Source organism: Pseudanabaena minima str. Chao 2107 (assembly GCF_051131155.1).
Classification (GTDB): Bacteria; Cyanobacteriota; Cyanobacteriia; order Pseudanabaenales; family Pseudanabaenaceae; genus Pseudanabaena; species Pseudanabaena minima.
The window spans coordinates 3,368,813-3,388,653 of the sequence record NZ_CP159508.1 but is presented as its reverse complement, the minus strand read 5'-3'; the positions used below and the strand labels follow the sequence as shown (position 1 = coordinate 3,388,653).

Here is a 19,841-nt window from a genome sequence, read left to right as displayed (position 1 = left end):
GTTGGAAATGAAAACTCGAAATTGTGCAATAAAACAGAATTTTCTGCGAAACAGTTTACACCTTACTGCGATATTTCTGTTTGGCTCTTCTCAAGTATGTGAGTTTAGTTTGGCGCAGCCAGCCACAAAAACAATTCGGAATACTGCTGCCTATACTTACACTGATAATGCTTCAGGAGCTGTTTTTCAGAGTCTTTCTGCACAACTTCAATCAGCAGCGTCAGGCATAAATCCTACGAATCCTCTGATTGACCCATTTGGTGTTCTGACCTCCTGTGACGGTGGTTTATTGGCAGATTACACAGGATTCAGCGTCGGCTTGTATGAACTACTGAACTCAACTGGTGATATTGGCTTACCCGTTTCTCTAACTGCTACAGTACCACCTAAAACAAAACAAGCTGTTGGCATAAGTCCAAATTTCTATAACGCTAATCCTTTTGTCTTGGTCAATAGTGATCAGGGCAGATTCAACTTTTTGTTGGATGTTGGTCGTGGACAAGTTGATGTTGGCAGAGAATATGTTCTGGCTGTCAAGCCACCAGCAAACTCAGCACTTGCTGAACGACGGGTCAGAATTACAATTACTGCGCGCAATGGTAATGTTGCTAGCTATACGGCGACTTCTTTAGATGGCGAACCGATCTCAGCGACGAGTGACGCTACCTCAGTAAATGGGGTTATTAATATCGCTAATGCTGAAACTGTAGGTTTAAGTCTAGCTGTGGCAGTCAATAATCTGGATATCTCGACCTGTGAAGCCCAAGCAATTCAACTTTTAAAAACAGGTGATCGCGCAGCAGCAGAGCCAGGCGATATTGTTGTTTATCGCTTAAATGCTAGAAACCTCTCAAGTACGGTGATTAATAATCCCGAAATTCGCGATGATTTACCACTAGGGTTCCAATATGTCGATGGTTCAGTTCGTGCTGAGCTTGGTGGGAATGCAGTTAATGTAACCGTAGAACGGAATGGTCGCAGCTTGACTTTTCGCCCCAATGTTTCTCTGCCTATAGCTTCTGATAATGTCCCCCTTAACATTGTCTATGCTGCACAAGTTACCAATGATGCGATTCGTGGGAATGGTATTAACCGAGCCTCTATATCAGGTACTCGTACTGATAATAGACGAATCGTTCGTACTGGTCCCGTATCACATTTGATGCGGATTCGTCCAGGCATCTTGTCCGATTGTGGAACCTTAGTTGGACGAGTATTTGTTGATAAGAACTTTGATGGAGAACAGCAACCAGGTGAGCCAGGTGTACCGAATGCAGTGATTTATATGGATGATGGCAATCGAATAGTGACTGATGCGAACGGACTTTACTCTCTCAGTAGTGTTCTATCTGGTAGCCGCACTTTAGCGATCGACTTAACTTCCGTTCCAGGATATACCCTTGCACCTAACTTGTATTTTATTGAGCGTAATAGCCAATCACGTTTAGTGCGACTTGCTCCTGGAGCATTAGGAAGGGTTAACTTTGCAGTCACCCCTGCGGCTCGTGGTATAAGCGATACAAAACAGGAAGGTACAAAGTAATGAAAAACACTTCTGCACCTTTTGTAAAGTTAGGGATTTTAGTTTTGCCGCAAATCATGTTGTTACTGACAACATCAGTGGTCAAAGCAGAATTAGTTACTGACATCAAAAATGATCCAGACATTAAGCAAAAAGACAACTTAACTAGTCAAACGGATCGACAGACTGGAGAAAAGCCTAATCAGAGTAACAATTCTCAACAACTAGATCAATCCTTATCTACTGAGAAAGTTCCTAGTACCCTCAAGACTTCTGAGGCTGTTACCGATATTCCGAAAACTGCTAATACTCCTAATCCATCTGACAACTCATCTCCACGCATCGTTATTCTTTCGCCTACGGTTGGCACTGTTTTAGATGCTCCTGCGGCAACCGTGGTCATCCAAATGCCAAGCAATGTCAAAATTGAGCTTTTGGTGAATGGCAAAGCTGTTGATCCTAGTTCAATTGGGCGATCGGAATTAGATGAAACTAATAGAACCATTACGCAAACATGGTATGGCGTACCTTTACAGGCAGGTGACAACCAGATTACGGCAAGAGCGATCGGTTCTGAATCATCTTCTAGTTCCATCAATCTCAAAGTTCGTGGTGCTCCCACTAAATTAGTTGTGAGTACGTTGGAATCGAAAGTTCCTGCGGATGGACGTTCCTATGTGACAGTTAATGGTCAATTAGTTGATGAAGATGGTAATCGTTCCAACTGGGATGCATTAGTCACACTTGAAGCTAGTGAAGGTACGTTTATTGGTACTGATGCTTCGTCAGAACAACCCGGCTTTCAAGTTGAAGCTAAACAAGGAAAGTTCTCAACCCAGTTGCGATCGGGATTAAAGACGGGAACAGTGACGATTCGAGCGCTCAATGCTCAAATGGAAGCTTTTACGCAAGTTCAGTTTGAAACTGATTTGCGTCCTTCCTTGGTGACAGGGGTAATTGATCTGCGGGTTGGAGCAAGAGGAACTGACTTCTATCGCAGCTTGCGGGACTTTTTGCCTGCCGATCGCGACAATCGTACTCAAGTTGACCTATATGGTGCAGTGTTTGGAACTGGACGTGTGGGTGAATGGCTATTTACAGGTGCATTTAATAACAGCCGCACTCTCAATCAAGACTGTGCTGGCAATAGAAGCTTAGCTGGCACAGAAAAATATTGCGAGCAACAATATCCTGTCTATGGTGATAGCTCTACCGTAACTCGCACAACGCCATCCTATGACAGCTTGTTTTTGCGCTTTGAGCGTAACTCTCCTGTGCAGGGTGCAAGTACTGATTACTTCATGTGGGGTAATTATGGGACAGAAGAGTTCGCCACGCGATCGCAGCAGTTTAGTGCGATTTCAAGGCAATTGCAAGGTTTCAAAGGGAACTTTAATTTAGGCGATCTGCAAATTACGGGCTTTTATAGCAACGTTGGTAAAGGATTTCAGCGCGACACGATCACCCCTAATGGCACGAGTGGCACTTACTTTCTCTCGAAACGTTTGTTAATCAATGGTAGTGAGAATGTAACTATCGAATTAATCGATTTCTTTAGTGCAGGTACAGTAGTCTCGCGTCAAGAGCTAATCCGTGGTAAAGACTACGATATTAACTATGACAATGGCTCCATTCTATTTCGACAGCCATTATTGCAAACCCAACTGGGTGATGCTGGACAACTCTTGCGTCGTCAAATAGTCGTTACTTATCAGAATGAGCAAGTCGGTGGTGACAGTAATCTTTATGGTGGACAACTGCGTTATCATTTCAACCGCAGTCAAAGCCAGCCTAGTTGGATTGGTGCAAACTATTTTAAAGAAAGTCTCGGCATTCGCAATTTTGTTCTTTATGGTGCGAATGCCCTCATCTCCTTTGGCGAGAAGACTCAACTAATTGCTGAATATGCCCGATCGCAAAATGATTCGGAGATCTTGGGCTATGTGAGCGGCTCAGCAATGCGTTTTGAGTTAAACAGTGAGATTGCTTCAGGTATTCTCGGTAAGCTCTATTACAGTAAGGCGGAAACAGGTTTTGCCAATAATGCCACGATTAGTTTTGTGCCAGGACAAACTCGATACGGAGGCAATTTAAGTGCCAAGATCAGTCCCACAACTAGTCTGCAATTTCGCTATGACCAAGAAGACAATGTGGGTATTGCGCCACGTCCATTGACAACCCTTGCCGATCTTCTCAATACGAGGCAAGAAGCCATCCCTGGATCGCTAGTAAATAATTCGCTTCGCACGATTAGTTTAGGCGTGCAGCAAAATATCGGTGCGGCTCTGCTTAATCTGGATGTGTTATATCGCGATCGCCAAGATCGCCAAATCCCCAATGTTTTATCGAGTAACTCAACCCAATTGCGATCGCGTCTCAGTGTACCAATTGCCGATAATCTACGAGTGACAGCCCAAAATGAAGTAAGCCTTTCCGCAAGCTCCGATGCTGTTATTCCTGATCGCAGTGTTTTAGCCCTAGATTGGACAATTGTCCAAGGCTTGACCGCGAGATTGGGACAGCAATGGTTCCATTCTGGAGCATTAGCAGGTCAAGCGATTACTAGCGCTGACTTACTAGGAGAGTATAAACTCGGCACTGATACCACATTTACAGGACGCTATTCGGTGATTGGTGGAGCTAATAATGCTGCATCTACGCAAGGTTCTCTAGGGATTAACCAACGCTGGCAAATTCTACCAGGGCTACGTATGAGTTTTGGCTATGAGCATATATTTGGTAGCTTTACGACCGCCACAACTACAGGAACATCATTCTTACAACCCTTTGCTGTTGGTCAATCTTCTAGCTCTCTAACTTTCCAAAATGGCAATAGTTATAACATCGGTGTGGAATATACCGATAATCCAGACTTCAAGGCAAGTGCTAGATTTGAGCATCGCAGTGATAATACCAATACTAATACCGTATTTACAGCTGCTGCTCTAGGCAAGCTATCTCCTGCCCTGACAATGCTGTTTAACTATCAGCAATCTAGTGCTGCCAATCAATTGATTTCTGGTTTGGGAACGATCTCCAATCTCAAGGTCGGGCTTGCCTATCGCGATCCTGAAGATGACAAATTCAACGTTCTCCTCCGTTATGAATATCGCCAAAACCCCAGTATTGTTCCTGAATCTCTGCTGATCGGTAGTGGTAGTGGCTATACTGATCACACCCTTGCTCTAGAAGCAATTTATGCTCCTAACTGGCAATGGGAATTTTATGGCAAGCTTGCCCTGCGTAATAGCACCACCACGATCGCCCGTGATTTTACAGGTGTATCGAATACCAATTTATCGCAATTTCGAGTTACCTATCGTCTTGGCTATAACGTCGAACTAGTGGGAGAAACTAGATTTCTTAATCAACCAACCGCAGGCTACAGTGAACTAGGATTAGTTGGCGAAGTTGGCTATTTCCTCACTCCTAACTTACGCTTAGCAGCTGGTTATAGCAGTGGTTCCGTTAATGTTGATCGCGATTTTAATGGTTCACGCTCCACAGGAGGACTATATGCAGGAATTACTGTAAAGCTGAACGAGTTGTTTGATGGCTTTGGGTTACAAAAGACTCCTCCACGTCAGCAACAAGAGCCTGTTGAGCCTGTAGCACCAGTAGCTAAAGCACCACAACCAGAGCAGAAACTAGCAGCAGCCATTCCCTCTAGTCCTCAAATTATCAGCCTGAATGTGGCGCGATCGCTGACCTTCAGAGAGGAGAGTCAAGGCAAGAGTGTTGAGTTAGCAGTGTCAGATATCGCGGTTTTAGAAAACTTAGCCGCAGTCTTGAAAGAGTATAAAAATCTCTCCATTGATATCCAAGGATATATTGGCTCACTTGCCGAGATGAATTCAGGTGATAATCTTGCAGCAAACCGAATGATGGCGGCAAGAAAGTATTTACTCGAACGTGGTGTGGCAAGTACGCAGATGACCTTACGCTCCTTAGGTGGAATTGCTAACGCCAACAGTTCTAATCAAGCTATCTCTGCCAATGCTACCCCCGTTAGTTTTGCACTCAGTGGTCAAGCCGATGTCTTTAATGCGATCGCTACCCGTTTGCAAACGATGGCATCCAATTCGCCGACAACCGAATTTTTGCAAAGCATCTTGCCCAATGCTCAATCTACTTTGCAAGCTAATGCCATACCTGTTAATCGTTCCTCGAATATTAGTGCCGCAAATCCTAACATTTCAGTAGGTGTGGATGTTGGCAACGACGGTAAAATAGCAGACTTAAGCTATGCCACTCTGGATCGGATGGTTGAGCGACTGAATACCAATCCTAATTTGATGTTTGAGATTCAGACTGGCTCAGCCCTCGGTGCTGTGTCAGGTCAGGATCTAGAAACATTTAAATTACTTGCTGTCAGGAGCTATCTACTAGACAAAGGCGTGAGTTCCGATCGCATTTTATTGAGTTCTAATAGAGCCAATCAAGCAGGAAATTCGCAAGTTTATATCTCTCTGAATGTAGATGAGAGCAATATTAATATTGCGACAACCCCAACTACCCCATCAACTTCTCAGGCAAGTGCTACCACTGCTCCTGTCCCCTTGGCAACTGCCGATACTTCTACTTCGCCCTTGGCGGTTCTGTTAGAAGCCGATCGCCGATTGTCCAATTGGCTGGAAAGTGCAATCCCCGATTCTCAACTTAATCCCCAATTCAATCCAGTATTTAATACATCTATTCAAATCCCCAATCTTGAATTTAGACCCTTGTTAACCCAATTACCAGCCGTAGATTCCTTCTTGCTCGCGATCGCTCGTCCTGTCGATCCTGCTTTCCCATCGGATGATCGCAATCGCCTCTGGAGTTATGCCTTTGAAGCCTCACCAACTCAGCTTGTCAGTATGTTGCTGGGTAATGACCTAAATAATAATTCTGCGAATAGTCCAGCCAATATTAATCCTACTGATGGAGCCACCCGCCGTCTTGCCACCGCGTTTAACTTCTTGCTGACTAGTGAAGGTGATACGGTAACTGCACTCCTGCGAGCCATGGGAATTAGCACTACCGAGAAAAGCGGCTTTGTGATCGATCCTGATCAACTCTCAAATCTAAAGAACTAGAGACTATGCGAAAAGTAAACAGCCAAAAATTAACAGCTACATTGATTAGTTCTATCGGGTTGATCGGTCTCTCTGGTATAGCTATCGAAATGTTTAGGGCACAAGACAATCTGGCGATCGCCCAAAACACTACCCAAGCCACTTCGCCCATTCTTCTCAAATACCAAATTATTGTAAATAGCGATCGCGATGGTGACATCCAATCCGATCGCGAGTTAACTCTGCGCGAAGCCGTTGCGATCGCCAATGGTAGCCTCACCCTTGAACGGCTTAGTGATACTGAACGCTCTCAGGTTAAGCCATTAGTTAATCAACAAGGTTCACAGATTGGCTTTAATTTGCCTAGCGATCGCACCAAGATCTTGTTAAGCAAGGCGCTACCTGATATCAGTAGTCCATACCTGACCATTGACGGTACAACCCAAGCAGGTTATGACTCTCAGAGTTCATTTGCCCAAGAGCTAGCGATTCCCCAACCAATTGTGGAGATTTCTCCCGCCGATGGGGTAGAAATTTTCCGAGGTTTGACTATTGTCGCTGATGGCGTGACGATCAAGGGCTTAAGTATCTATGGTTTTAATGCGATCGAAAGCGTCCCAACCACCACACCATCCGCCGATATTTTCATTTCCCACCAAGCGCCACCGCCCGACACCACACAGCAACAGCAGCCCGCCAAATTTTCGCCCTTCTATGACAGCAATCGTCCCCCTCAAGGGGTAATCCTCGAAGCTAACTGGCTGGGCATTACGCCCACAGGCAAAATGCCCAAGCAACCTTCTAGTTTTGGAGTTTATTTATTTAATAGTACTGATACGTTGATCCGTCGCAATCGTATTGCTTACCACGAGGGTAGTGGTATCGTCACATCGGTAAAAGCAATAGGAACGCAGATTCTCGAAAATGCAATTACCAGCAATGGCTTTGATGGGCTACCTCACGGCATCTATCTCGAAGGTGAAATTGCTAACTTAAGTATCAAGGGAAATATCCTTTGTGCTAATGATGGCAGTGGCGTTTATCTGTTCAAACCCAAAGGCGCGATCGCCATTGAAAATAACCGCATTTTGTTTAACGATCGCAGTACCAACTACGCTGCCATTTATCTCATGGGCAACGATCATCGAGTTACTAATAACCAAATTCGCAATCAACGTGGTGCAGGTGTGGCGATCGCTGCTTATCCAAAAAGCGATCGCAATCTAATTCGCAAAAATACTTTTACGGCTCTCAAGGGCTTGAGTATTGACTTGATTTCTCAGCGCCATGTGAATACTCGCGATTTCATGACAGGTGATGGCATTAATCGCCCCCGTGATTCTCATTTTCGGCGTGTGGATACTGCTAATGGCGCAATCAATGCACCGACTTTTTTAGCGACAACTTTTCCGATGTTTAGCACGAACAAAGTCAATATTGATGGTAATGCTGATCCCGATACTGAAGTAGACATATATCGTGTCGCTGGCAAAGTCGATCCCAATCTGCCCTATGGTTCTCTCAGTGAATACCTAACCACGGTCAAGACTGATGCTAATGGTAAATTTGCTGTTTCTTTAAATAACCTCCAAGTTGGCGATACGATTAGCGCGATCGCCACCGATCCACAGTACGGGACTTCAGAGCCAGCCTTCAATGCCAGAATCGTTAATCCTGATCTGTCGGCTCCCACAAATGAAAATGCAGACACAACTATCCCCGCCTGTACGACACCACCTCAAATTGTACAGACTCCACCGCCGCCCGAAACGATTGTGCTATCTGTGCCGCGCCAAATTCACTTTGCGCTAGATCGTGATGCAATTAGCCCCACCAGCGCTAAAATCCTAGATCGGATCGCTGAGGTGTTAAAGCAATATCCCACAATTATGATTACCCTTGAAGGACACACTGACCCTAGAGCCAGTGATGCCTATAACCGTGAGCTGGGCTTTAGGAGATCGCGTGCAGTGCGTAATTACCTAATGCGACAGGGCATTGCCTCTGAACGGATGACCGTGCGATCGCTAGGCGAAACACAACGCGCTTCACAGGGTAATCAAGCCACTGACTATGCCCGCGATCGACGTGTCGAGATTGAATTTACTGATGTGCGTGATGTCGAAATCCGCTTTGAAAATCAAGAATCAGACTTGCAACTTGAGAACAAATAGTAAACTGCTGACCTAAAAAAATGTTGATTCCAATAATCAAAAAACTAAGATCTTTCTTAAAAGTATTAATCCAAAAGTTAAACAGCGATCGTTTAACCCGCTTTTTAACGACTTTACTCTTAAGTCTGATATTTACGATAAATTTTAGTGGAATTAGCCTCTGGTTGCCCACACCAGTTAGATCAGAAGGAAGCTATCAATTTGGTCCTAGTCCTGGCACAACTGTAAGTAATCAAGCTTTAATGGAATATGATTCTCCCTATAGTGATGGTGGCGGTACAACAACAGGGATTGACGCACTTAGCCGCCCAATCTATATAGATATTGTCAATGCTGGAGAGGTTATCAATGTAAGTGCTTGTGGACATCTTTGGACAGATGACTGGGAAGTCGATATCTATTACAGCGGTGTTATACCAGATGACTATACTGGGACTTATGCAACTTATCCTCCTGCTTCTGGCACATTAGTTTTTGGACAGGCTGGCGATGCAGGTACAAGTGATGTGAATTTCCGAGGTCAAGGCACTTTTGGCACGAATGCTAATAACCCGAATTGCGATCAGTATAATTTACTGAGTACAGCCAATATGGACTTAGCTACTCCTGCTGCTCCTTATACTGCTGATGGAAGCGTTATTAAATATACAACTACCCAAGCAGGGGTTTATGAAATACGGTTACGCAACCGAACTCAGAATACTAATGCTGCTGATCCAAATACCCTGTTTCGTCAGTTTGATATCTCTGTAACACCTGATACTGCCACAAATCCTAATCCTCAAGTTGCGAATGGCAGGATCTGGTCTTACGTTTGGGCTTTTAATGCCAAAGGATTTGGAGCCACTAACTCCACGAATCAGGACTATTACGTTGTAGTGCCTGGAGGTGTTCCAGGTACCAATTTTGTTTGGAAATTGGACTTAAATTATTTTGCTGGATATGTCTACGAACTAGTTGCTAATAACGCAGGGGTTAACTCTCCGAACGGAGCAGGTAACAACGTTCGCGGGTTAAGTGTACCTGTTGCAGGTAACAGTGTTGATCCAAAATATAGAATGTATCTTAGTTATCCAACAGCAAGAACATATACCAGACCAACTGTAGGTCCTACTATCACCAATTTAAGATTTGAAGATAGTGCTGGTGAAGATAATACCTTTACCCCAGGAGGTACTACTGGGATACAAGATTCAGGCTTCTTTAGATTCACCTCCAGTCTTCCAGGTACCTATGAAATTATTGTTGATACCAATCAAGATGGAATTTATGGAGCAGGAGATGTTCAGCTAAGAGGTGATACAGATGCCTTTGGTAATGTTTCTGCTCTTTGGAATGGTAGAGATAATCTTGGAGTACTCTTACCTCAAGGAACTTATAATGCCCAAGTCAAAGCGATCATTGGAGAGTATCACTTTGTCGCTGGGGACGTAGAAACTAGTGGCGGACCGCAACCAGGATTAACAATTCTTGAAGCTCTAGGTCCATCCACCGATCAAAACACTCTAGTCTATTGGGATGATAGGACAGTTCTAGGAGCAGCAGGTACAACCACATTACCTGGTGGATTATCTGGCGGTCGTCATACTTGGGGAACTACTTCCAGTGGTGGCGCACAAGGCTCTAATGGTTCTAGTTGGGGTGATGTTAGGTATCTTGATACATTTGTCTATGGAAGTTTTGCCGTAGGTACAATTCCAGCGATCATTTCTGATGGTGACGATAATGACTATGGTGATGCACCAGATACCTATGGTACTGATAGAACTAATAGCACTACTGAAGGGGTAGGAGCTAGTCACATTCTTAGTACTACCGTTAGGTTAGGCACTGCTGTTACTGATAAAGATACTGATGGTCAGCCTAATGCTGCTGCTAATGGCGATGATACTAATGGCGTTGCACCTGATGATGAAGATGGAGTTACTAGCTTTAACTCTTTAAGAACTACTGATACGACTTACACTGTTCCGATTAGAGTTCAAAATACATCTGGAGCTAATGCTTACTTAGGAGGGTGGATTGACTTCAACCGCAATGGTCAGTTCGAGGCAAGTGAAGGTGTCGTCCAGACTATACCTAATGCAACCAATGGCAACATCAATATCAATTGGACTGGATTAGGTGGATTGGGACTAACCGAAGGAAATACCTATGCACGTTTTCGGATTAACAACGATCCTTTAACCACTAGTGACTTTATTGGTGGTAAGAGAAATGGTGAAGTAGAAGACTATGCTTTAACTATCATTGGCGCAACTTCTCCCCTAGACTACGGTGATGCCCCTGATGCAACAGTGGGGGTGGGGACAGGAAATTACAACACTACAAGTGCCGATAGTGGAGCCTCGCACTTGATTAACACTAACTTGAGATTAGGTGCAAATATTCCTGATGCTGATAATGGCACATTACAAAATGTGGCGGCTGATGCTGATGACACTAACAATACTGATGATGAAAATGGAGTTACTCTACCCAATACCTTAACCACAGCCAGTACAACCTATAGTGCCACCGTCAATGTTACTAATAGCATTGGCACTCCTGCCACTCTAGTGGGTTGGATTGACTTTAATAGGAATGGCGTTTTTGAAGCTACTGAAGGTCAAACTGCAACAGTAGCTGACAATAGCAATGGTACTAACGTTATTCTTAATTGGTCAGGGTTAAGTGGATTGACGGCAGGTAATACTTACGGACGGTTCCGCATCAGTAATGGAACTTTAACCACAGCTACACCTACAGGCTTAATTGGTAGTGGAGAAGTTGAAGATTATCTGGTTGCGATTAATCCCGTTGACTATGGTGATGCTCCTGATGCCACTGCGGCAGTTGCTACTGGTAACTATCAAACTACCGCAGCTAATGGAGGAGCCAACCATATTATTGTCAATACTCTCAGAATTGGTGCGACTAACGATGCTGATGACGGTACGTTACAAAACGCGAATGCCGATCTTGACGATACAACAGGTATCGATGATGAAGATGGTGTCAGCTTACCCGCGATCACCGCTAGTACAAACTCTTATACAGCTACCGTCAATGTAACGAATACCGCAGTTCCAGCTTATTTAGTTGGTTGGATTGACTTTAATAGAAACGGTCAGTTTGAAGTTACTGAAGGTAGAGCCTATGACTCAGACACTGGTACAGCAGGTATTCAACCGATCGCTATTAGTCCTACCGCTCAAGATTTGCCGCTCCAATGGACGGGAATTTCTGGCTTAACTGCTGGTGATATTCTTTATGCACATTTCCGTCTAAGTGATAGTGCCACCTTGACTACTGCTACTCCCGATGGATTAATTGGTAACGGTGAAGTTGAAGACTATCGACTAGTTGTGACTAATGCCATTGACTACGGTGATGCACCAGATACAGGTGCAGGTATAGGACAGGATAACTATGAAACTCTTAGTGCTAGCGGTGGTGCAAGTCATACAATTATCGCTAATCTCAGGTTAGGGGCAATTGATCCTGATGCTGATAGTGGCTTATTACAAAATGTAGCAGCTAATGCTGACGACACCAACGGTATTGATGATGAAGATGGTGTTGCCACTTTCCCTGCCCTAACCACATCTAGCACATCCTACTCAGTGACAATTAATGTCTTTAATAACACTGGAGCCAACAGACCTTTAGTGGGATGGATTGACTTTAATCGCAATGGTAATTTTGAGGCGACTGAAGCTCAAACTGCATCTGTACCAAGTAGCGCGATCGCTCAAAATATTGTCCTTAACTGGACAGGCATAACTGTACCTACAGTGGGCAATACCTACGCTCGGTTCCGTATTAGTGATGGCGCTTTGACCACTACAACTCCTAATGGAGCTGTGGGCAATGGTGAAGTTGAAGATTACCAAATCACTATTACTAATGCTGGTGTTCCAGCGCTTAATCTAGTCAAAAGGATTACAGCCATTAACAATACTCCCATTACTGGGTTTGTAGATGGTGCAAATACAGCCACATCTAATGATAACGATCCCAATTGGCCCACAGCTAATACCCAATATTTAAGAGGAGCGATCGACTGTACTACAGCATCTCCTTGCAATGGTGGGACGATCTCAAATGTTGCTCCTGGAGGATTAATAGAATATACGATCTACTTCTTGTCCAATGGTGCAACCGCTGCAAGAAATGTACAGTTATGCGATCGCATTCCTGCTGATACTGTCTTCCAACTTGACACCTATGGCTCTGGCAATGGAATTCTGCTAGGTTGGAATACTACAGGTGGAGCATTACCTTTACCCGATCCCACAAATTCCACTATAGGTGCAGGTAAAGTTGCTATCAGCAACGTGCCAGATGCAGATGCTGGGCAATTCTTAGCAACAAATGTCTCAGTCACTAATGCTCCTATACCCTGTAACGATGGATCTACAAATCCTGAGGGTGCAATTTTAGTCAGACTTGGCTCAACTACTGATGTTCCTAATGCTACAGGCTCAGGTACCCCCACTAATTCCTATGGGTTCATTCGTTTTCAGGTGAGCGTTAAATGATGGAGATAGTATGAGCCTGTACAATTTATGCTAGTTGTAAATGATTCAGTCCAACTTTGCTAACAGCCAAAATGAGCCATCCTAATTTCTCTGATTTAGTAGATTGTCTACAACTGCGATCGCAAAATCAGTCCAATCAAAATGCATTGACATTTTTGGTGGATGGGGAGTTAGATGTGGCAAATCTGAGTTATTCAGAGCTAGATTTACAGGCAATGGCGATCGCTGCACAACTGCAAGCTCTAGTTCCATTAGGCTCGCGAGTACTATTGTGCTATCCATCAGGACTGGAGTTTATTAGTGCTTTTTTTGGGTGTCTCTATGCGGGGGCGATCGCAGTTCCTGTTCCACCGCCTAAACGGACTCAGATGCAGTCACGCCTAAAGGCAATCGTTAACGATGCTCAACCTGCTGTGGTACTAACGACGGCAGCATTATTAGATAGTTTGCAACAGTCATGGCTGAGTTTTCCAGATTTGCCAGTTGTGCAATGGATAGCTAGCGATCGCCTCTTACCTGAACTAGCCTCACAGTGGCAACACCCACAGATAAAGCCAAATAGTCTTGCATTTTTGCAATATACCTCTGGCTCGACAGGTCACCCTAAAGGGGTGATGGTCAGTCACCAGAACCTCATGCACAACTCAGCCTATATCCAGACAGCTTTTGAGCTAAGCCCAAATAGTGTTTCAGTGAGTTGGTTACCCAATTTTCATGATATGGGGCTGATCGACAGTATTATTCAACCGATATATACAGGATTTCTGGGCGTGTTGATGTCGCCTGCGGTGTTTTTGCAAAAGCCGATACGTTGGCTTGACGCAATTTCACGCTATCGAGCTACTCATTGCGGGGGGCCAAATCAGGGTTACGAGTTATGCGTTCGTAAAATTAGTGAAGATCAAATTAATCAAGGACAAATTGATTTAAGTTGCTGGCAAAGTGCCTACACGGGGGCTGAGCCGATTAGGAGATCAACCTTAGAGCAATTTTCTAACAAGTTTCAGTCCGTCGGATTCCAGTCTAAATTTTTCTATCCTTGCTACGGTATGGCAGAGTCAACACTGATGATCTCAGGGGGGAATGTAGATGCAGAGCCAGTGTACTGTGCGATCGCATCCCAAGCGCTAGAACAACAGCAAGTTGTTACTATTGATGCCACTGAGCCAAATACTAAACATTTTGTTAGCGTTGGCTCAACGTGGTTGGATACCAAAATTGCGATCGCGAATCCAGAAACACTGGTAGAGTGTCAACCTGAGCAAATCGGTGAAATTTGGGTTTCAGGTGGCAGTGTCGCATTAGGTTATTGGCAGCAACCTGAAGTGACTAAAGCCACATTTCAAGCCCAACTTGTAGGTAGCCAAGATGGTAAGCAGGAAAATTGGCTGCGTACTGGTGATTTAGGGTTTGTGCATGATCGCCAACTTTTTATTACAGGAAGACTAAAAGATCTGCTGATCTTATGGGGACGCAATCACTATCCTCAAGATATTGAGATGACAGTCCAAAATAGTCACCCTGCATTGCGGATTGATGCTGGAGCAGCTTTTGCTATTGATCGCGATCGCCAAGAATATTTGGTAATTGTGCAAGAAGTCGAACGAACTGCATTACGTGAACTAGATGTTGAAGCAATTGTTACTGCAATTCGTCAAGCCGTTTCAGAGCAGCATGAGATATCAGTATTTGCGATCGCTCTGCTCAAACCTGCTAGTATCCCCAAAACCTCAAGTGGTAAGATTCAGCGTCAGGCTTGCCGACAACAATTTTTAGCAAACAGTCTTGATATCGTTGGACAATGGGTACAACCAGATATTGAAGATGCTTTACCTTCCATCTCGATTTCACTCAATGCCGACCTGACTGAAGAGGCGATCGCTGCATGGATTTTGACGCGCATCAGTCAAGTTATAAATATCAATCCAGATGAGGTGGACATCGATGAGCCAATATCGCGCTATGGACTAGACTCTTCGGTTTTGCTTAGTCTCACCGCAGATTTATCGGAAAAAATTGGTCATCAACTTATGCCTACTCTGTTTTGGGAATATCCTACTATTTCAGCATTGACTGATCATTTATTTAATGACGTTCTAAACCAATAAAGATTTCACAGTCCCCCCCCGAACTAGATCATTTTTAAAAGCTTTGCAAACTAAGAACTTGAGCAGACTTTGTGTAAACTAATCCTTTGAAAACTCCTATATGACTAACCCTGTCAAATTCGATCCCTTCTCTCCAGATTTTCACACCAATCCTTATCCCATCTATGAATGGTTACGTGAGCACGACCCAATACATTGGAGCTTTATGCAAGCTTGGGTAATTACTCGCCATCATGATGTTGATGAATTGCTAAAAGCACCACAATTGCATGTGGATGATTTGCCAATGCGGTTAAGACAAAAAAGCCAGTACCTCAAGCAAGGAAACTTTGAAGCATTGGCGCAGACCATAGAAAACTGGCTGTTTTTTCTAGAACCACCACACCACACTAGACTCAAAAGCTTAGTTGCCAAGGCTTTCTCTCCAAATATGATTGAAACCTTGAGACCTACGATCTCCCAATCAGTTGATCTATTGCTCACACAAGCTGAGCATAAAGCACATCAAAACAATGGTGAAATCGACATCATGACTGATTTTGCCTCACCACTGCCTGCAATGACCGTCACTCAAATTTTGGGTGTGCCATTGGAAGATCATGACAAGTTAATGCGTTGGTCTTACGATTTGTTTTTTGTATTCGATCAACCGATGTCCCTCGGCGGCTATCAAAAACAAAATGAAATTGCGCTCGAAGTGCGAGAATATCTGATTAACCTCATGGAAACTAAACCTTCAGGTTTAATCGGGCAACTCATGGCAGCAAGGGATCAGGGTAAGCAATTGAGTCAAGATGAGATCTTAGGATTTTGTATCATGCTGTTAATTGTGGGACAAGAAACCACCAAAAGTCTTATCAGCAATAGTATTCTCGCCCTTTTACGGCATCCTCAAGCCTTAGCCGAATTACAGCAAAATCTGGATTTAGTTCCCGCAGCGATTGAGGAGTTATTGCGCTATGATAGCCCCGTGCAAGTGATTGCTCGACTTGCTACTGAAGATTTTGAGTATGAAGGTAAAACAATTCATGCTGGCGATAAAGTGATTTTGTGTTTGGGTGCAGCTAATCGTGATCGCGAAACTTTTCCAGAACCTGACCAAATCAATTTCCATCGTCGCAATTATAATTTGCCATTTGGAGGTGGGCTGCATTATTGTCTAGGAGCAGCTCTCGCAAGGGTGCAGGGACAAATTGCGATTAAGAGTTTGATTCAGCGTTATCCTCATTTAGAATTGACAAACTTAAGCAATCCTGATCTTCAGTGGCGGGAGAGCATCACTTTGAGAGGGCTCAAAACTTTGACCGTAAGATTGTCAGTATCATGAAAGAACCGATCGCAATTATTGGTATTGGCTGCCGTTTTCCTCAAGCTAATAGTGTTAAAGCTTTTTGGCAATTATTGCGTGATGGCGTTGATGCAATCGCCCCCATGCCGAGCGATCGCCGCCAACTTTATCCATTTAATAGCTTTGATGACGCTGCACTTGAAGCCATCAATGGAAGATGGGGCGGATTTCTGGATGGAATCGATCAATTTGATGCGGAATTCTTTGGCATTTCTCCTAGCGAAGCTGTAGCACTCGATCCGCAGCAACGACTATTACTAGAAGTGAGTTGGATTGCATTAGAAGATGCTGCTTTGACACTAGAACAAGTTGCTGGCAGCCAAACTGGTGTATTTATAGGGATGGCTGCAAATGGGTATGAAGCACTCTTACAAGGAGGTAAAGCCCAAACTGCATATACATCTTTAGGCACGAGTAATGCGATCGCAGCAAATCGCATTTCGCAGTACTTCGATTTGCAAGGTGCAAGTTTAGCCATAAATACAACCTGCTCGTCTTCATTGGTAGCAGTAGATCTAGCTTGTCATAGCCTCTGGTCTAGTGAAAGCAATCTCGCTTTGGCAGGTGGTGTAAATATTTTTGCCAATCTAGGAATCTCACCGAAATCATCAGAATTACTCTCTCCCACTCACCGATGTCGCTCTTTTTCAGCAGCAGCAGATGGATATGTACGTTCTGAAGGTGTAGGAATTATCGTTCTTAAACCATTGTCTGAAGCCTTGGCAAATCGCGATCGCATCTATGCCGTGATTCGAGGTAGTGCAGTTAATCACAATGGAAGAGGCAATGGACTCACTGCACCTAATCTCCAAGCACAGGAATCACTATTGCGTCGGGTGTATAAAAATGCGGGTATTGAGCCTCAGGCAATTCACTATCTCGAAGCGCACGCCACTGGCACAATGATGGGCGATGCCGTGGAAATGAAAGCGATCGAACGAGTATTTAACTCTAGTTCCTCGGAGGACTCTGCAAAAAAAATATGTCAAATTGGCACGGTGAAAACGAATATTGGGCATACGGAAACTGCTTCAGGAATTGCGGGGCTGTTCAAAGTCGCCTTAGCCTTGCACCATCGACAAATTCCACCCCATTTGCATTTCGAGCAGCCTAGTCCATACATTGAGTTTGAGAAGTTATCTTTTCAAGTACCGACCATACTTACGCCTTTACCTTTAGAGGGGAGCTTATACGCGGGTGTAAGTGCTTTTGGTATGGGTGGCACGAATGCTCACGTTATTTTAGAATCTGCACCACAAGTTTCTATTTCCCTTCCAAATTTATCTATTACTTATGCTTACCATGTTTTGATTCTGAGCGCTAAGACCGAACAGGCTTTGCGGCAAATGGCAGTTAATTATCACGACTTTTTGAAAGAACAATCAGAAGTCACGATCACCCAAGTATGTGCTACATCAATGCGAAGAACACAATTTAACTATCGCCTTGCAATTGTGGTAAAAGCGAGTAAAAATGAGATCGATGACTTACAGCAAAATCTGAGTGCATATATTAGCGATCACTCTTCCAGTCAAGTCTTTAGCGGTAAAGTAAACCTCAAAAAATATAAAAAACAGTCTCTTCACACAATTCTGAAGAATGAAGAACCTCTAATTAGCAAGCTTAGCCAAAACTATCCCCAACACACCTTAGAACAAATCATCTTTGGTGTAGGATCGTTCCCTGAACTAGATCCAAACACTCATAATCTTTTACGCGATCGCATACTAGATCTTTGGGTGAATGGGGTAAAAGTGGACTGGAGCAGTTTATACGTTAGTTCTAATTTGACTCCAATTTCATTACCATCTTATCCATTTGAGCGACAATCTTTTTGGGTGCAGCCATCTTCTCAATCAAATACTTCAGAATCTGCCCCCGTTGCTGAAATACCCATAACCCGTCCACCCAAGACAAAATCAGCAAGAGATTTAGAAAGCAATTTTGTTGCACCACGCGATCGCACTGAAAAGAAACTAGTCGAAATTTGGGAAAAGGTTTTCGATATAAAACCAATTGGCATTCATGACAATTTTTTCGATATTGGTGGAACTTCGACAATTGCAGTTAACTTATTTGCCAAAATCGAGCAGTCTTTTAAATGCCATCTTAGTTTGGTTGTTGTATTTCAATGTCCCACTATTGCTCAACTTGCCCAGATGCTAAGTCAGCTAAATCAGCAAGAGCAGTTGGAGCAAACAGCAGCTTGGTCAACCCTTGTACCAATTAGACCAACAGGCATTCATCCTCCTCTATTTTGTGTTTCTGGTATTCATGGCAGCGTACTTATATATGCTGATCTTGCTAAACATTTGGGTGCAGATCAACCTTTTTATGGACTGCAACCTAAGGGAATAGATGGCATCCATCAGCCCCTCACCAGCATCGAAGAAATAGCGGCTTACTACATTCAAGTTGTGCAAACAGTTCAGCCTAAAGGACCTTATTTCTTGGGTGGGTTTTCTTTGGGAAGTCATGTAGTTTGGGAGATGTCTCAACAGCTACGTAAGCAAGGTGAAAAAGTCGCCTTACTGGCGTTATTCGATGGAAAAATTAGATCCATCAATACAGTTAGGCAGCCTTTTCGGAAGAGAATTTTTATACATTATCAAAGCTTCAGAGAAATGGGGTTTACCTATCTTTCTCAAAAATTTCCAGCTTGGCAAGAATGGCTAATTGGCAGGTATCAGTATTGGACAAAGAGAATTATTCGACGTTTTTATCAACGGATGCGATGGAAACTACCGATCTATTTGAGGCAATCAGCGATCGAGGAGTCATTAGAAAAAGCTGGTAAAGAAGCACTGAAAAACTATGTTATGAAAGTCTATCCTGACAAAGTAACCTTGTTTCGGGCTGACACACAGGAAGCAGATCAAGGAGTAGGTTTTGTGCCGCTAGATTGGGATCTGGGATGGAGTAATTTAGCGGCAGGTGGATTGGATATCCAAACTATCTCTGGCGATCACATGTCAATGTTTCATGAGCCACAGGTACAGGTATTGGCGCAGAAATTACATGAATGTTTACATAGGGCGCGACAAGCCCAAAGATAAGAGGCAGCACTTCGTACTATCTCCCATGTTTATCAAACAGAAAAAATCCCATC

Annotated in this window: 7 protein-coding genes; all 7 read left to right on the top strand. The window is 43.8% G+C overall.

Annotation, left to right across the window (positions count from 1 at the left end):
* Positions 1 to 7 precede the first annotated feature (7 nt).
* Positions 8 to 1,543: a hypothetical protein gene (locus tag ABM313_RS15500; protein ID WP_434684081.1), complete on the top strand. Its 1,536-nt coding sequence runs from the start codon at positions 8 to 10 to the stop codon at positions 1,541 to 1,543.
* A complete protein-coding gene (locus ABM313_RS15495; RefSeq protein WP_434684080.1) occupies positions 1,543 to 6,600 on the top strand; it encodes an OmpA family protein in 5,058 nt (1,685 codons plus the stop codon). The genes ABM313_RS15500 and ABM313_RS15495 overlap by 1 nt, the downstream gene beginning before the upstream one ends.
* Before the next feature lie 5 nt (positions 6,601 to 6,605).
* Positions 6,606 to 8,753, top strand: a complete 2,148-nt coding sequence (locus tag ABM313_RS15490; protein WP_434684079.1) for an OmpA family protein — start codon at positions 6,606 to 6,608, stop codon at positions 8,751 to 8,753.
* A 20-nt stretch (positions 8,754 to 8,773) separates the two neighbouring features.
* A complete protein-coding gene (locus ABM313_RS15485) occupies positions 8,774 to 13,276 on the top strand; it encodes a beta strand repeat-containing protein (RefSeq protein WP_434684078.1) in 4,503 nt (1,500 codons plus the stop codon).
* 71 nt (positions 13,277 to 13,347) lie between these two features.
* Complete coding sequence (locus ABM313_RS15480; RefSeq protein WP_434684077.1) at positions 13,348 to 15,384, top strand: AMP-binding protein; 2,037 nt, start codon at positions 13,348 to 13,350, stop codon at positions 15,382 to 15,384.
* Positions 15,385 to 15,484: 100 nt separating this feature from the next.
* Positions 15,485 to 16,711 (top strand): cytochrome P450, encoded by a 1,227-nt coding sequence (locus tag ABM313_RS15475; protein WP_434684076.1) that lies wholly within the window; start codon positions 15,485 to 15,487, stop codon positions 16,709 to 16,711.
* Complete coding sequence (locus ABM313_RS15470; RefSeq protein ID WP_434684075.1) at positions 16,708 to 19,788, top strand: beta-ketoacyl synthase N-terminal-like domain-containing protein; 3,081 nt, start codon at positions 16,708 to 16,710, stop codon at positions 19,786 to 19,788. Before ABM313_RS15475 ends, ABM313_RS15470 begins: the two co-directional genes overlap by 4 nt.
* The last annotated feature ends 53 nt before the right edge of the window (positions 19,789 to 19,841 follow it).

Bases quoted from the DNA above. Each gene is read 5' to 3' on its own strand.
- ABM313_RS15495 (WP_434684080.1), top strand. From the start codon at position 1,543: ATGAAAAACACTTCTGCACCTTTTGTAAAGTTAGGGATTTTAGTTTTG.
- ABM313_RS15500 (WP_434684081.1), top strand. From the start codon at position 8: ATGAAAACTCGAAATTGTGCAATAAAACAGAATTTTCTGCGAAACAGT.
- ABM313_RS15470 (WP_434684075.1), top strand. From the start codon at position 16,708: ATGAAAGAACCGATCGCAATTATTGGTATTGGCTGCCGTTTTCCTCAA.
- ABM313_RS15475 (WP_434684076.1), top strand. From the start codon at position 15,485: ATGACTAACCCTGTCAAATTCGATCCCTTCTCTCCAGATTTTCACACC.
- ABM313_RS15480 (WP_434684077.1), top strand. From the start codon at position 13,348: ATGAGCCATCCTAATTTCTCTGATTTAGTAGATTGTCTACAACTGCGA.
- ABM313_RS15485 (WP_434684078.1), top strand. From the start codon at position 8,774: ATGTTGATTCCAATAATCAAAAAACTAAGATCTTTCTTAAAAGTATTA.
- ABM313_RS15490 (WP_434684079.1), top strand. From the start codon at position 6,606: ATGCGAAAAGTAAACAGCCAAAAATTAACAGCTACATTGATTAGTTCT.